The sequence below is a fragment of the Streptomyces parvus genome, assembly GCF_032121415.1.
Taxonomy (GTDB): domain Bacteria; phylum Actinomycetota; class Actinomycetes; order Streptomycetales; family Streptomycetaceae; genus Streptomyces; species Streptomyces globisporus_A.
This window is the reverse complement of record NZ_CP135079.1, coordinates 5,947,866-5,962,875: the sequence shown is the minus strand read 5'-3', so window position 1 is coordinate 5,962,875 and position 15,010 is coordinate 5,947,866. Positions and strand designations below refer to the sequence as shown.

The window sequence follows — 15,010 nt, the reverse complement described above, 5'->3', positions numbered from 1 at the left end:
CGATGAACGAACGTCAGAAGGACCGGCCCTGGCTCATGCGGACGTACGCCGGTCACTCGACCGCCGAGGCGTCCAACGAGCTGTACCGCCGCAACCTCGCCAAGGGCCAGACAGGTCTCTCGGTCGCCTTCGATCTGCCGACGCAGACCGGATACGACCCGGACCACATTCTCGCCCGCGGCGAGGTGGGCCGCGTCGGTGTTCCCGTCTCGCACCTCGGTGACATGCGGCGGCTGTTCCAGGACATCCCCCTGGAGCAGATGAACACCTCGATGACGATCAACGCGACCGCCATGTGGCTGCTGGCGCTCTACCAGGTGGTCGCGGAGGAGCAGGGGGCCGACACGGCCAAGCTCCAGGGGACGACGCAGAACGACATCGTGAAGGAGTACCTCTCACGCGGGACGCACGTCTTCCCGCCGGTGCCCTCGCTGCGGCTGACCACGGACATGATCACGTACACGGTCAACCGCATCCCCAAGTGGAACCCGATCAACATCTGCAGTTACCACCTCCAGGAGGCGGGGGCCACCCCGGTCCAGGAGATCGCGTACGCCATGTCGACCGCCATCGCGGTGCTCGACGCGGTCCGCGACTCGGGCCAGGTGCCCGAGGAGAAGTTCGGTGACGTGGTCGCCCGCATCTCGTTCTTCGTGAACGCGGGCGTCCGCTTCATCGAGGAGATGTGCAAGATGCGCGCCTTCGGCCGGATCTGGGACCGCGTCACCCGCGAGCGGTACGGCATCACGAACGAGAAGCAGCGCCGCTTCCGCTACGGCGTGCAGGTCAACTCCCTCGGCCTCACCGAGGCACAGCCGGAGAACAACGTCCAGCGCATCGTGCTGGAGATGCTGGCCGTCACCCTCTCCAAGGACGCCCGGGCCCGCGCGGTGCAGCTGCCGGCCTGGAACGAGGCGCTGGGGCTGCCCCGGCCCTGGGACCAGCAGTGGTCGCTGCGGATCCAGCAGGTGCTGGCGCACGAGAGCGACCTGCTGGAGTACGAGGACATCTTCGCCGGTTCGCACGTCGTCGAGGCCAAGGTGGACGCCCTGGTCGAGGAGTCGCTGGCGGAGATCGACCGGATCCAGCAGATGGGCGGCGCGATGGCGGCCGTCGAGTCCGGCTACCTCAAGTCCGAGCTGGTCTCCTCGCACGCGGCCCGGCGGGCCCGGATCGAGGCGGGCGACGAGAAGATCGTCGGCGTCAACATCTACGAGTCCACCGAGCCCAACCCGCTCACCTCCGACCTCGACGGCGCGATCATGACCGTCGACCCCGAGAACGAGGCCCGGGTTGTCGCGGCCCTGCACGAGTGGCGGGACAACCGCGACGAGGCGCGGGCCTCGGAGGCACTGGCCGCGCTGAAGAAGGCCGCCGCGGGCACCGAGAACATGATGGAGGCCACCGTCGAGTGCGCCCGCGCGGGCGTCACCACCGGCGAGTGGTCCTGGGCGCTGCGGGACGTCTTCGGCGAGTTCCGCGCGCCCACCGGGGTCTCCTCGGCCCCGGTCGCGGTCACCGCGGAGCCGGGCAGCACGCTCGCCCTGGTCCGCGAGAAGGTCACCCGGACCGCCGGCGACCTGGGCGTCGGGCGACTGCGTCTGCTGGTCGGCAAGCCGGGCCTGGACGGGCACTCCAACGGGGCCGAGCAGATCGCCGTACGGGCCAGGGACGCCGGGTTCGAGGTGGTCTACCAGGGGATCCGGCTCACCCCCGAGCAGATCACCGACGCGGCGCTCGCCGAGGACGTGCACTGCGTGGGCCTGTCCATCCTGTCCGGCTCGCACGCGGAGCTGGTCCCCGACGTGCTGCACCGGCTGCGCGAGGCCGGGGCGCCCGACATCCCGGTGATCGCGGGCGGCATCATCCCGCCGGCCGACGCCACCGCACTCATCGACGCCGGAGTGGCCGCCGTCTTCACCCCGAAGGACTTCGGCATCACGGAGATCATCGGCCGTATCGTCGACGAGATCCGGAAAGCGAACAAGCTCGACCCTCTGGAGGTCCCCGCATGACCACGCCCACCCCCTCGGTCAACCGCCTGCGCCCGCGTCGCTCGTGTCTGGCCGTGCCGGGCTCCAACCCGCGCTTCCTGGAGAAGGCCCAGGGCCTCCCGGCCGACCAGGTCTTCCTGGACCTGGAGGACGCCTGCGCGCCGCTCGCCAAGGAGGGCGCCCGTCACCACATCGTGGACGCGCTGAACAACGGCGACTGGAGCGGCAAGACCCGGGTCGTGCGGGTCAACGACTGGACGACGCACTGGACGTACCGGGACGTCATCACGGTCGTCGAGGGCGCGGGCCCCAACCTCGACTGCATCATGCTGCCGAAGGTCCAGGACGCCCAGCAGGTCGTGGCGCTGGACCTGCTGCTGACCCAGATCGAGAAGACGATGGGCTTCGAGGTCGGGAAGATCGGCATCGAGGCGCAGATCGAGAACGCCAAGGGCCTGGTGAACATCGACGAGATCGCCGCCGCCTCGCCGCGCCTGGAGACGCTGATCTTCGGCCCGGCCGACTTCATGGCGTCGATCAACATGAAGACCCTGGTCGTCGGCCAGCAGCCGCCCGGCTACCCGGCGGACGCCTACCACTACATCCTGATGCGCATCCTGATGGCGGCCCGCACCCACGACCTCCAGGCGATCGACGGCCCGTTCCTCCAGATCCGCGACGTGGACGCCTACCGCGAGGTGGCCGGCCGCGCCGCCGCCCTCGGCTTCGACGGCAAGTGGGTGCTGCACCCGGGCCAGGTCGACGCGGCGAACGAGGTGTTCTCGCCCTCGCAGGAGGACTACGACCACGCCGAGCTGATCCTCGACGCATACGACTGGTGCACCTCCGAGGAGGGCGGCAAGAAGGGCTCCGCGATGCTCGGCGACGAGATGATCGACGAGGCCAGCCGCAAGATGGCCCTGGTCATCGCGGGCAAGGGCCGGGCCGCCGGAATGCAGCGCACGTCCAAGTTCGAAGCGCCGGAGGCCTGATCATGCAGTTCGGACGCACGTATGAGGAGTTCGAGGTCGGTGCCGTCTACAAGCACTGGCCGGGAAAGACGGTCACGGAGTACGACGACCACCTCTTCTGTCTGCTGACCATGAATCACCACCCGCTGCACATGGACAGCAACTACGCGGAGAAGACGACCGACTTCGGTAAGAACGTCGTCGTCGGCAACTACATCTACTCGCTGCTGCTCGGCATGTCGGTGCCGGACGTCTCCGGAAAGGCCATCGCCAATCTGGAGGTGGAATCGCTCAAGCACATCGCGCCGACGTTCCATGGCGACACGATCTACGGCGAGACGACCGTGCTGGACAAGACCCCCTCGAAGTCCAAGAACGACCGCGGCATCGTGTACGTGGAGACCAAGGGCTACAAGCAGGACGGCACGGTCGTCTGCGTGTTCCGGCGCAAGGTGATGGTCCCCACCGAGACGTACATCAAGGAGCGCGGCGGGGAGCAGCCCGGCCGCCCGACGCCCGCCAAGTAACCGTGTGAAGCCTTAAGGCCATCCGCGTGAAGCCACAGGAGAAGCAGCCATGACGCGACTCGCCCAGACCGCCAGTCTGAACGACATCCAGCGGGAAATCCTTTCCACGGTCCGGGATTTCGTCGACAAGGAGATCCTTCCGGTCGCGACCCAGCTGGAGCACCGCGACGAGTACCCCACGGAAATCGTCGAGGGGCTCAAGGAACTCGGCCTGTTCGGGCTGATGATTCCCGAGGAGTACGGGGGGCTGGGTGAGTCGCTGCTCACCTACGCGCTGTGCGTGGAGGAGATCGCCCGCGGCTGGATGAGCGTGTCGGGCATCATCAACACGCATTTCATCGTGGCCTACATGCTCAAGCAGCACGGTACGCAGGAGCAGAAGGACACGTTTCTGCCGCGGATGGCGCTCGGCGAGGTGCGCGGGGCCTTCTCGATGTCCGAGCCGGCGCTCGGCTCGGACGTCTCGGCGATCTCGTCCAAGGGCGTGAAGGACGGCGACGAGTACGTTCTCAACGGCCAGAAGATGTGGCTGACGAATGGCGGAACGTCTACTTTGGTGGCCGTCTTGGCCCGAAGTGACGAAGGCCACCCCGAGGGCACCCCGCCGCACAAGTCGATGACGACCTTCCTGGTGGAGAAGGAGCCCGGCTTCGGAGAGGTCCGGCCCGGTCTGACCATCCCCGGGAAGATCGACAAGATGGGCTACAAGGGCGTCGACACGACCGAGCTCATCATGGACGACCTGCGCATTCCGGCCAATCGTGTTCTCGGGGGCACGACCGGCCGAGGGTTTTACCAAATGATGGACGGCGTCGAAGTCGGACGGGTGAATGTCGCCGCGCGTGGCTGCGGAGTCGCGCAGCGTGCATTCGAGCTGGGCATTTCGTACGCCCAGCAGCGCCACACCTTCGGCAAGCCGATCGCCCAGCACCAGGCGATCCAGTTCAAACTGGCCGAAATGGCCACCAAGGTCGAGGCCGCTCATGCGATGATGGTGAACGCGGCACGCAAAAAGGACTCCGGGGAACGAAACGACCTGGAGGCAGGGATGGCGAAGTACCTCGCCTCCGAGTACTGCAAGGAAGTCGTCGAGGACGCCTTCCGTATCCACGGCGGCTACGGCTTCTCCAAGGAGTACGAGATCGAGCGCCTCTACCGCGAGGCGCCGATGCTGCTGATCGGTGAAGGTACCGCCGAGATCCAGAAAATGATCATTGGCCGGCGCCTCTTGGAGGAGTACCGATTCCAGGGCTGATTGTCCGTTCTGAGGTGATTTGGTGGCGAAGAACGTCACACCGGGTCACCCTCGACGGGCGGCGTTCGACAGTCCGACTCGGCTGCTGGCTTGCCCAGTTGCGCCCGGCAACCGATAGCATCTTCGGAAAGCCGCCGTCCCCCGTTGCCAGCGCGGCATCATCCGCTACGAAGGTCATTCATGCCCGACAGCACTTCCACCGCATCCCGCGGCGGGGTCCGCATCGCCCGCGGAGCATCGCCGTGGCTCCTGCCGACCGTCGCCACCGCAGCCCTCAGCCTGGCCCGCGCCCGCAAGTCGGGGCGCTGGGCGGCAGTGGCCGTGCCCACCACCGCGCTCGCGGCGGGCATGCTGTGGTTCTTCCGTGACCCCGAGCGCGAGATCACCGACGGCCGGGTCATCTCCCCGGCCGACGGCGTGGTGCAGAGCATCATGCCGTGGAAGGACGGGCGCACCCGCGTCGCGATCTTCATGAGCCCGCTCAACGTCCACGTCAACCGCGCGCCGCTGGCGGGCACCGTGACGTCGGTCGAGCACATCCCGGGCGGGTTCGTTCCGGCGTTCAACAAGGAGAGCGAGAACAACGAGCGCGTTGTCTGGCACTTCGACACCGAGCTCGGCGACATCGAGATGGTGCAGATCGCGGGGGCGGTCGCCCGTCGGATCGTGCCGTACCTCCCCGAGGGCACGAAGGTGGAGCAGGGCGAGCGCATCGGCCTGATCCGCTTCGGCTCGCGCGTGGACATCTACCTCCCGGAGGGGATCGATGTCGCGGTCGAGGTCGGTCAGGCCACCACCGCGGGGGTGACTCGAATTGACCGTGATTGATCCTGATACCAAGTCCGGCTGGGTGCCGGAGGCCGAAGACGAGAACGACGTCGACGGCACGGAGGACATGCCGCTGTCGATGCGCCTGTCGATAGCGGACACGCTCACGCTCGGTAACGCGACGTGCGGGTTCATGGCGGTGTACTTCACCACCACGGGCATTCTGATCCCGCACCTCACGGGCAGCGACGAGACGGGCATGGCCCGGCACTCGGCCGCCACCGCCGTGATCCTCATGCTGATGGCCGCGATCTTCGACCTGTTCGACGGACTCGTGGCGCGCAAGCTGCGTTCCTCCCCGATGGGCGCCGAGCTGGACAACCTCTCGGACCTCATCAGCTTCGGGCTCGCACCGGCCTACTTCGTGCTCGTGTACGGCATGGTCGCCGACGACGCCCACCAGCGGGTGTCGGCGCTGGCGGCGATCGTCGTGTTGCTGGCGGTGGTGCTCAGGCTTGCGAGATTCTCCTGCGTCACGCTGAAGGACGGCATGTTCCAGGGCATGCCGAGCCCCTTCGGAGCGCTGACGGTCGTCTCGATCGTGCTCCTGGAGCTGCCCTTCGTGCCGACCCTGCTCGCGATCATCGGCGTGGCATGGCTGATGGTGAGCCGGGTGGAGTACCCCAAGCCGCGGGGCATTCTCGCGGTGGCGATGCTCAGCTGGATCGTGGCCGCGATGGGGCTGCTCGCCGCATGGGCGTTCGACGCCCCCGGCGGTCAGCTGCTGCTCCAGACGGGCTGCGCGCTCCAGGTGGTGCTCGGCGCGGTGATCCCGCTGTTCGCCACGGCGCGGCGGGTTAACACGTTCCGTGACAACCGGCGCGAGGCGCGGGCGGCTCAGCTGCCGTAGCGGCGGAAACGCGAACCCTCGGGGCCCGGATGCTCCCCGGCATCCGGGCCCTCGCGCGTTTCCGGTGCGGCGGGGGCCCTACCACCGCGCGCGTCCCGCCGCCAGAGGCGATGCCCTCCCGGTGGCTGAGAATTTCCGGCACGGGGGTGAGTACCACGTTCCCGTCCCTCCGCCGGACCGGGCTTCTAGAATCGCCTCGCAACCGACACCCGGGCCATTTCGGCCACGGGGCGCGCCGGGGACCGGGGGGGTCCGAGATGAAGCTGATGCTGTTGGGGACACGCGGGGCGGCACTCGCGGCAGCGGGAGTACTGCTGGCCGGATGCGGCGGGTCGGCGTCGAAGGACCGAAGCGGGCCCGACCCGAAGCCGAGCGGGTCGGCGAAGCAGGGCGGCGGGGAGAAGACGGGGGCGTCGAAGAGGCCCGGCCCGAAGCAGTCCACGCTGCCGGGCGCGCTGCCCAGCGCCTACGACTTCACGCCGGACCCGGACCGGGTCCCGAAGAACGCGGCCCAGGCACGGAAGCTGACCCGTAACGCCGCGCTCGGGGAGAACGACTGGGCGGCGGGGATGGTCCGGCACACCCCGTACGAGAGCGGTGGCAGCTGGCCCGTGCTCCCGGCCTCCTGCGTCTGGACCCGCTCCGCGCTGCCGTCGGGCGTACTGGACAGCTTCACGCGGCGGCTCGACATCCCGGCGCAGGGCGGCAAGGGCCGGGTGCAGGGGGCGGTGACCGTGACCGTGCACCGGACGGAGGCGGGGGCCGACCGGGAGATCAAGGACACCGTCCAGGAGAGCTTCCGCTGCCCGGATCAGGTGCTGGGCGGCGGGCAGCGCCTCAGCGGTCTGATGTCCCTCCAGTTCGACCGGAAGGACGTGCGCAACGCGGACGCCTCACTGTTCGAGGCGGGGAAGTACACGGGGCCGGAGTCGGGCGGGGTCCAGGACTACGTATGGTCCAAGTCCCGGATCGGCCCGGTGACGACGGCCGTGTCGGTCAAGGGCGCCCAGGGGTACACGAACACCGACCTGCTGCGGATCGCCGCCGAGGGCGGAGCCAAGGTGCTCTACCGCGTCGAGCTGGAACTGAAGTGACCGCGGGCCCGGAACCGAAGTGACCGCGGCCCGGACGAAAGGCACTGACCCCTGATGGAACCGCTCCGTTCCACCGACCCCGCACGGATCGCCGGGTACCGCGTCCTCGGCCGCCTCGGCGCCGGAGGCATGGGTGTGGTGCTGCTGGGCCGGTCGCCCGGCGGCGCGCTGGTGGCGATCAAGCTGATCCGCGCGGAGTACGCCGACGACACCGGCTTCCGGGCCCGCTTCCGGCGGGAGGTGGCGATCGCCCGGCGGGTCCGCAACCGGTGGGCGGTGCCGGTGGTCGACGCCGACACCGAGGCGCCGGCCCCGTGGCTGGCCACCGAGTTCGTGCCGGGGCCCGCCCTGAGCGAGGCGGTCGGCAGCGGGGGGCCGCTGCCGGAGCGCGGGGTGCGGGCGCTGGGCTCGATGCTCGCGGAGGCGCTGGAGGCCGTCCACACGGCGGGCCTGGTGCACCGGGACGTGAAGCCCGGCAACGTCCTGCTGGGTCTGGACGGCCCCCGGCTGATCGACTTCGGGATCGCGCGCGCCCTGGACGACACCGTCCTCACGGCGACCGACGTGATCGTCGGCTCCCCCGGCTTCCTCTCGCCCGAGCAGGCGCAGGGGCGGCGGATCGGCCCGGCGAGTGACGTGTTCTCGCTGGGCTGTGTCCTGGTGTACGCGGCGACCGGCGGGCGGCCCTTCGGCTCCGGGCCGGTGGAGGCGATGCTGTTCCGCACCGTGCACGACACGGCGGATCTGAGCGCGCTGCCGCCCGGGCTGCTCCCGGTGGTCGAGGCGTGCCTGGCCAAGGAGCCCGGGGAGCGTCCGACGGCGGCGGACATCCGGCAGGCGTTCGCCGAGGACCTGCCGGGCGGCAGCTGGCTGCCCGGTCCGGTCACCCATCTGATCGCCGAGCGTTCGGCGCGGATGCTCGCCCTGCCCGACATCGACGCGACGAGACTGGACGCGGGCGCGGACGGCCGTCCGGGCAGCGGTTCGGGCGGGGGCCCGTTCGGTGTCTCGTCCGGTGGCCCCGGCACAGGCGCCGGGACCGGGAGCGGAGGCCGGCACACGACCGCCGTCGCCGCCGCCCCCGGCCGCCGCCGCTTCCTCGCGTACGCCACCGGGGGCGCGGTGCTCGCCGCGGCGGGCACCACCACCGTCTGGCTGGTCTCGGGCGGCGACAGGGACCCGGGCGGCGGGGGCGAGGCCGACGGGAAGACGGCCCGCCCGGAACTGCGCATCGGGCTCCAGGCCGACCTCAGCGGCCCGTCCGCGGCCGTCGGCAAGGGGCAGGACCGGGCGGCCCGGCTCGCGGTGGCCGAGCACAACGCGCGGGGGGACGCGCCGTTCACGCTGCGGTTGACCACGGTCGACGACGGGGGCGAGGAGGAGCGGGCGAAGGCGGCGGTGCGCCGGTTCGCCGAGGACCCGCTCCTGGTGGCGGCGATCGGCGCGACGGGCACGGACGCGGCCCGGGAGGCGCTGGTCGCCTACGACGAGGCGGCGCTCCCGCTGCTCAGCGTGGTCGACGGGGACATCCGGCATCTGAACCGGATCTTCCTGTGCGCCCGGCCGCGCAACGACATGCAGATGCTGCCGGTGGCCCAGTTCCTCGGGGCGTACGAGATCGATCAAGTGGCGCTGGTCGACGACGGCACCGAGTACGGCCGGCAGACCACCCGCTTCCTCGACACGGGGCTGCGCGGCAACGGCCGCACCGTGTTCGCGGAGACCGTACGCGAAGGCACGCGCGACCTGGACGCGGAGGCCGAGCGGATCACCGCGAAGCGGCCGGGGGCAGTGGTGTACGGAGGCGGGTGGCGGGACGCCGGACGGTTCGCGAAGTCGCTGACCAGGGCCGGGTTCCTGGGGCCGAAGATCGCCACCCAGGCCGTGCACGACCCGCGGTTCCTGGCGGAGGCGGGTGAGGACGCGGCGGGCTGGCTGGTCGTCTCGACGGCCGCCGACCCCGCCTCCGTACCCTCGGTGCACCCGTTCGCCGCCGCTTACCGCAAGCGCTTCGACCACGCGCCGCCGCTGTTCGCGGCCGAGGCGTACGACGCGGTGGGGCTGATCGCCTCCTGCGCGGAGGGGCTGGGCCGGGAGAAGCTGACCCGCCAGGACCTGCTGCCCGCGCTGCGGACGACCTCGTACAAGGGCGTGTCCAAGAGCTACGCCTTCGAGTCGGCCAACGGGATGTACACCGGGACCGGGGTCTTCGTCTACCGGGTGGAGCGGGGCCGCTTCCGGTACGTCGGGATGGACGGCCGGGAGGTCTGACCGGGTGCCCGGTCAGACCTCCGTCCGCCCCCCGGTCAGACCTCCCGCGCAGGGCTCAGTTGCCTATGGTGAAGGACTCGGCGGCCGGGGCGACCTCGGCCGGCCGGACCACCTTCAGCCCGCCGGCGGCACCGGTGTCGGGCTTCATGATGACGCTCTCCCGGGTGGACGGAGCCTTCGGGTCCGAGAAGTCGTGCGTCACCCCGAACTCGGTCCCGTACCCCTTGATCGTGAGGAGCGCCTTGTCGATGCCCTCGCGGGTGAGGTCCTTGTCGTCGCAGGCCTTGGAGAGGGCCTCGCCGAAGAGGGAGGCCGCCGTGTAGCCGGCGACGACGCCGTTGTCGAGGACGTCCTTCGGGTACTGGGCGGCGTACTCCTCGGCGAGCTTGGCGGGGCCGTCGCCCGGGTCGCCGATGGGCAGCGTGGAGGAGGCGACGTAGTAGTCCTTGAGCAGGGCCGGGCCCGCCTGGGTCTTCAACAGCTGAGGGGCGAAGGCCGAGTTGTTGCCGACGACCGGGACGTCGAAGCCGGTGGCCGCGGCGACGCCGACGAGCGAGGCCGCCTGGCGGGGGCCGGCGCTGACGACCACGGCCTTGACCCCGGCCTGCTTGAGGGCGGCGACCTGGGCCGTCATGTCGTTGTCGGTCGGCTTGATCTTCTGCTCGACGACGGTGAGCCCGGCCTCCTTCGCCGCGTGCTTCGAGCCGGCGAGCGCGTTCTCGCCGTAGTCGCCCTCGAAGTACACGTGACCGATCTTGTCGCCCCTCGCGATGCGCTTCTCGGCGAGGAGATAGTCGATGAGGTTGATCGTCTCGACGTCGTAGGTGGCGCCGATGACCCGGATGTACGGGGAGCCGAGCAGGTTCGCCGACCAGGCCTGGGGCAGCACGAGGCCCTTGTCCTGGCCGTCGATGCGCTGTTCGACGGCGGCGACGAACGGGGAGCCGATGAACTGGGCGAAGCCCACCACGTCCGGGGCCAGCTCGGTGTAAGCGGCGATCGCCTTCTGCGGATCGTATCCGTGGTCGCGGACCGTCAGTTCGATCTTCCGGTCGCAGATGCCGCCCTCCTCGTTGGTCTGCTTCACCCACAGTTGCTGGGCCTGGGTGACGCTCTTGCCCAGCGAGGCGTAGACCCCGGTCATATCGGTCAGCACCCCGAGGGAGATCGTCGAGGAGGAGACCCCGGGGCCCGTCTTGATCCCGCCCTTGCCCTCCTCGTCCGCCTTTCCTTCGGTCGCCTTGCCGCTGCACCCGACGAGGGTGACGGCGAGGGCCGCGACGACGGCCGTGAGCACTCTCAGTTTCATGACTTCTCCCCTGGATTCTTCGGAGCCGCTGCGTTCTTCGAAGCCGCTGCGTTCTTCGGAGGCGCTGATCGTTCTGGAGCCGCGGGCTTCTTCGTGCGGGCAAGGCCGAGGCGGGCGAGGCCGCCGGGCAGGAACAGGACCACCGCAACGACCGCGGCGCCGTACAGATAGCGGGACGCCTCACCGGGTGCCAACCCGCCCGTTCCTGGGGCGGACACCAGCGGCAGGGAGTCGCTGTAGTGCGTGAACACCTGCGGGAGCAGGGAGACGAAGGCGGCGCCGATCACGGCTCCCGCGACGCTGCCCAGCCCGCCGATGACGATCATGGCGAGGTATTCGAGGGACAGGATCATGCCGAAGTACTCGGGCACGGTCCGCTGGAAGACCAGGGCGAGCAGGACGCCCGCGAGGCCCGCGTACATGGAGGACAGGACGAAGACCCCGGCCCGGTAGCGGGACACGGGCACGCCCATCACCCCGGCGGCGATCCGGTGGTCGCGGATGGCGTTCATGGCGCGTCCGGGCCGGCCGCGCAGCACACCCCGGGCGAACAGGGCGCTCAGCAGGAGCGCGAGCAGACCCGCGTACCAGAGCTTCTCCGAGGAGCCGAACGGGACGGCGGCGACGACGAGTTCGGAGTCGTCGAAGGTGAACCCGAAGACCGACAGGGGCGGTACGGCCCGGCCGTTGTAACCGCCGGTCAGCGAGCCCGCGTTGAACAGGACGTGCTGCCCGATGAAGATCAGCGCGAGGGTCGCGATGCCGAGGTAGGCGCCGCGCAGCCGCCCGGCGATGGGGCTGAAGATGCCGCCCGCCGCCCCGGCGAGCAGCACCGCGAGTATCGCGGCCAGCCAGGTGGGCAGGCCGAGGCCGGTCAGCGTGTGCCCGTTCTCGGTGCTGCTCTCCCCCGCCAGGACGCAGTAGCCGTACGCGCCGACGGCGAGGAAGAACGCGTGGCCCATGGAGAGTTGGCCGGTGGCGCCGGTGAGCATGTTGAGCCCGATGGCGCCGATCGCCGCCGCCATCGCGAACAGTCCGGCCTGGAGCCAGAAGCGGTCCAGGTAGAAGGGGAGGACGAGGAGCAGCAGGGAGCCGATGAGGACGGCGTACGTACGGGGGCTGCGCAGCCGGTCGGTGACCCCCTCCGGTCCGCCGCGTACGGGGGCGGGCGCGGCGGGGGCTTCGGCGGTGGTGTCAGACACGGGCCAGCTCCTTCGTGCCGAAGAGTCCCGCGGGGCGGATCAGCAGGACGGCCACCATCACGAGGTAGGGCGCCAGATCGCCGATGCCCCGGCCGAGGAAGGACAGATCGCTCTGGTAGCCGGTGGCGAGCGATTCGGTGACGCCGACGATGAGTCCGCCGGCGAGCGCCCCGGTGGTGGAGTCGAGCCCGCCGAGGATCGCGGCGGGGAACGCCTTGAGTGCGGCGAGCGAGGTGGCGCGCTCCAGGCCCGGGGTCGGGAACACGGTGAGGAAGAGCGCGGCGACGGCGGCCAGCGCCCCGGCGACCGCCCAGGCGGCGAGCGAGACCCGCCCCAGCTTGATGCCCATGAGCGCCGCCGTCTGCGGGTTCTCGGCGGCGGCCCGCATGGACACGCCCCACGAGGTGTAGCGGAAGGCGAGCAGGAAGACCGTGATCAGCAGCCCGGCGGCGAGGAACGCGGCGATGCGGGTCTGGGCGAGGGTGATGCCGCCGACGGTGACGACCTCGTTGCCCCAGGGGTCGCCGAGGGCGAGGACGTCCGTGCCCATGCGGCGGGTGAGTTCGGTGATGAGGAGGATGTCGACGCCGATGGTGACGATGGCGAGGACGCTGTGGTCGCTGCCCCGGTAGCGGCGCATCACGAAGAACTCGATGGCCGCCCCGACGGCCGCGGCGCCGGCGATCCCGACGAGCAGGGCGGGCCAGAACCCGATGTCGTCGTGGAGCACGGCGGTGACGTATCCGCCTGCCAACAGCAGCGACGCGTGGGCGAAGTTGACGACCTCGGTGGCCTTGAAGATGACGACGAACCCGAGCGCGATGAGTGCGTAGACCGAGCCGATCGACAGGCCGCCGAGGAGGAGTTCGACGAACGTGGTCATTGAGGTGCTCCCAAGTAGGCCTGGACGACGGCCGGATCGTTCTGGACCTCGGCGGGGGCGCCCCCGGCGATCCGTCGTCCGAAGTCGAGTACGGTCACCGCGTCCGCGAGCCGCATCACCACCCCCATGTCGTGCTCGACCAGCACGATGGAGATGCCGAGGCTGTCGCGTACGTCGGCCACGACGGCGGCGGTGCGGCGGCGTTCGTCGGCGGTCATCCCGGCGATCGGCTCGTCCAGTAGCAGGACCTTCGGCTCCATGCACAGGGCGCGGCCGAGCTCGACGAGCTTCTGCTGCCCGTACGGGAGCGATCCGGCAGGCCGCTCCAACTCCTTCTCCAACCCGATGAATTCGGCGATCTCACGGACCCGCTCGCGGTGGCGTCGTTCCTCGCGGACGGCGGAGGGCAGTCGCAGGCCGGTGGCGAGGAACCCGGAGCGGGTCAGCCGGTGACGCCCTAGCAGGAGGCTGTCGGCGACGGTGGCGTGCGGGGGCAGCGCCAGGTTCTGGAAGGTGCGGGCGACCCCGAGGTCCGCGATGGCGTGCGGCGGAAGTCCGGTGAGCTCGGCGTCACCGAGGCGGACGTGCCCGGAGGCGGCGCGGTAGACGCCGGACAGGACGTTGAAGCAGGTGGACTTGCCCGCGCCGTTGGGCCCGATGACGGCGTGCACGCTGCCGGGTTCGACGGTGAAGGAGACGCCGTCCAGGGCGGTGAGTCCGGCAAAGCGGACGGTGACGTCCTGGACCGCGAGCGCCGCCGCGGTGGTGTCCTGGCGGGCCGTTGCGGTGGTCGTCACGCGGACCACCTGCTCAGGGTGCGCCGGGTGCGGGCGGCCGGGTCGGCGTCCGCCGCCGCGTCCTCGTCGACGACGCCGAGGTAGCGGCGGCGCACCTCGTCGGAGGCGGCGAGTTCGTCGGCGGGCCCGGACAGGGCGACCTCGCCGACGTCGAGGACGTACGCCGTGGAGGCGAGGCGGAGGGCGATCGCCGCGTTCTGCTCGACGAGCATGACGGAGGTGCCGCCCGCGTTGATCTCCTGCACCGTCTCGGCGATCCTCGCCGCCATCAGCGGGGCGAGGCCGAGCGAGGGCTCGTCCAGCAGGAGCAGCCGGGGCCCCGCCATCAGGGCGCGGCCCATGGCCAGCATCTGCTGCTCGCCGCCGGACAGCAGCCCGGCCCGCTGGTGCGCGCGGTCGGCGAGCACCGGGAACAGTTCGTGCACCCGGGCGAGCGCCGCGCCGGTCTCCTTGCGCCCGCCGCGTGCCCCGAGGGCGCCCGCCCGCAGGTTGTCGGCCACCGTCATCCGGGCGAAGACCTGCCGGCCCTCCGGTACCTGGACCACTCCCGCGGCCACCACCTGGGCGGGCCGCAGCCCTTCCAGGGGGCGGCCGTCGAACCGGATGGTCCCGGTGCCCGTCCCGCGGTGGAAGCCGAGGGTCCGCGACACGGCCCGCAGCAGCGTGGTCTTGCCCGCGCCGTTGCCGCCGAGCACGGCGGTGATCCCGCCGTCCGGCACATCGACCGAGATGTCGCGCAGTGCCCGGACCGGGCCGTAGCCGACGGACAGCGCTCGGATCTCCAGCGTTGCCATGCGTCCTCCTCCTTCCGCCATGTCGTGTGTCGTGGGTGGTGCTCATCGGGGGGTGGTGCCACAGACCAGCACCGGGCGGGACGTGCGTCCACGGGGCGAGGCCGACTCGATGCGGACGACCAGTGAACGAAGGGCCTCGTTGTGCACGCGCACAGACGCCGTGACGGGCGGGCGCCCGCCGCTGGGGCCGGTGGCATCCTCATCGGTCATCAGGAGCGCCCGGACCGGGGACGGA

Annotated in this window: 13 protein-coding genes; 8 read left to right on the top strand and 5 right to left on the bottom strand. The window is 70.6% G+C overall.

From position 1 onward, the window contains the following. Window positions 1–2 precede the first annotated feature (2 nt). The 8 genes from RNL97_RS27825 to RNL97_RS27790 all read left to right on the top strand — a co-directional run bounded on the left by RNL97_RS27825 (window position 3) and on the right by RNL97_RS27790 (window position 9,790). Window positions 3–2,015, top strand: a complete 2,013-nt coding sequence (locus RNL97_RS27825; protein ID WP_030582964.1) for a protein meaA — start codon at window positions 3–5, stop codon at window positions 2,013–2,015. After that, window positions 2,012–2,986, top strand: a complete 975-nt coding sequence (locus RNL97_RS27820; protein WP_006128710.1) for an HpcH/HpaI aldolase/citrate lyase family protein — start codon at window positions 2,012–2,014, stop codon at window positions 2,984–2,986. Before RNL97_RS27825 ends, RNL97_RS27820 begins: the two co-directional genes overlap by 4 nt. 2 nt (window positions 2,987–2,988) lie before the next feature. Then, the gene (locus RNL97_RS27815) at window positions 2,989–3,492 is read left to right on the top strand and encodes a MaoC family dehydratase (RefSeq protein ID WP_010072684.1); all 504 of its coding nucleotides are present in this window, start codon (window positions 2,989–2,991) and stop codon (window positions 3,490–3,492) included. A 49-nt stretch (window positions 3,493–3,541) separates the two neighbouring features. Beyond that, the gene (locus RNL97_RS27810; protein ID WP_313751331.1) at window positions 3,542–4,747 is read left to right on the top strand and encodes an acyl-CoA dehydrogenase family protein; all 1,206 of its coding nucleotides are present in this window, start codon (window positions 3,542–3,544) and stop codon (window positions 4,745–4,747) included. A 180-nt stretch (window positions 4,748–4,927) separates the two neighbouring features. After that, window positions 4,928–5,575, top strand: a complete 648-nt coding sequence (locus RNL97_RS27805; RefSeq protein ID WP_030582972.1) for a phosphatidylserine decarboxylase — start codon at window positions 4,928–4,930, stop codon at window positions 5,573–5,575. A 22-nt stretch (window positions 5,576–5,597) separates the two neighbouring features. Next, the gene (gene pssA, locus RNL97_RS27800; RefSeq protein ID WP_010072683.1) at window positions 5,598–6,425 is read left to right on the top strand and encodes a CDP-diacylglycerol--serine O-phosphatidyltransferase; all 828 of its coding nucleotides are present in this window, start codon (window positions 5,598–5,600) and stop codon (window positions 6,423–6,425) included. Window positions 6,426–6,682: 257 nt separating this feature from the next. Beyond that, window positions 6,683–7,519 carry a hypothetical protein gene (locus RNL97_RS27795; RefSeq protein ID WP_030582975.1) on the top strand — a complete coding sequence of 279 codons (837 nt, stop codon included), beginning with the start codon at window positions 6,683–6,685 and terminating at the stop codon, window positions 7,517–7,519. Between the two features lie 54 nt (window positions 7,520–7,573). After that, window positions 7,574–9,790, top strand: a complete 2,217-nt coding sequence (locus RNL97_RS27790) for a bifunctional serine/threonine-protein kinase/ABC transporter substrate-binding protein (RefSeq protein WP_243315759.1) — start codon at window positions 7,574–7,576, stop codon at window positions 9,788–9,790. 55 nt (window positions 9,791–9,845) lie between these two features. Here the strand turns inward: RNL97_RS27790 and RNL97_RS27785 are convergent, their stop codons facing one another. Genes RNL97_RS27785 through RNL97_RS27765 form a run of 5 tightly spaced genes read right to left on the bottom strand, consistent with a single transcriptional unit; the run spans window position 9,846 to window position 14,775 of the window. Beyond that, window positions 9,846–11,099 carry an ABC transporter substrate-binding protein gene (locus RNL97_RS27785; protein WP_030582982.1) on the bottom strand — a complete coding sequence of 418 codons (1,254 nt, stop codon included), beginning with the start codon at window positions 11,097–11,099 and terminating at the stop codon, window positions 9,846–9,848. Then, on the bottom strand, window positions 11,096–12,301 hold the full coding sequence (locus RNL97_RS27780) for a branched-chain amino acid ABC transporter permease (RefSeq protein WP_313751330.1): 1,206 nt from the start codon (window positions 12,299–12,301) through the stop codon (window positions 11,096–11,098). Before RNL97_RS27780 ends, RNL97_RS27785 begins: the two co-directional genes overlap by 4 nt. After that, entirely contained in the window at window positions 12,294–13,184 is an 891-nt protein-coding gene (locus RNL97_RS27775) for a branched-chain amino acid ABC transporter permease (protein ID WP_030582988.1), read from the bottom strand. The genes RNL97_RS27780 and RNL97_RS27775 overlap by 8 nt, the downstream gene beginning before the upstream one ends. Next, window positions 13,181–13,981: an ABC transporter ATP-binding protein gene (locus RNL97_RS27770; protein WP_030582990.1), complete on the bottom strand. Its 801-nt coding sequence runs from the start codon at window positions 13,979–13,981 to the stop codon at window positions 13,181–13,183. Before RNL97_RS27770 ends, RNL97_RS27775 begins: the two co-directional genes overlap by 4 nt. After that, entirely contained in the window at window positions 13,978–14,775 is a 798-nt protein-coding gene (locus RNL97_RS27765; protein WP_010072680.1) for an ABC transporter ATP-binding protein, read from the bottom strand. The genes RNL97_RS27770 and RNL97_RS27765 overlap by 4 nt, the downstream gene beginning before the upstream one ends. Between the last annotated feature and the right edge of the window lie 235 nt (window positions 14,776–15,010).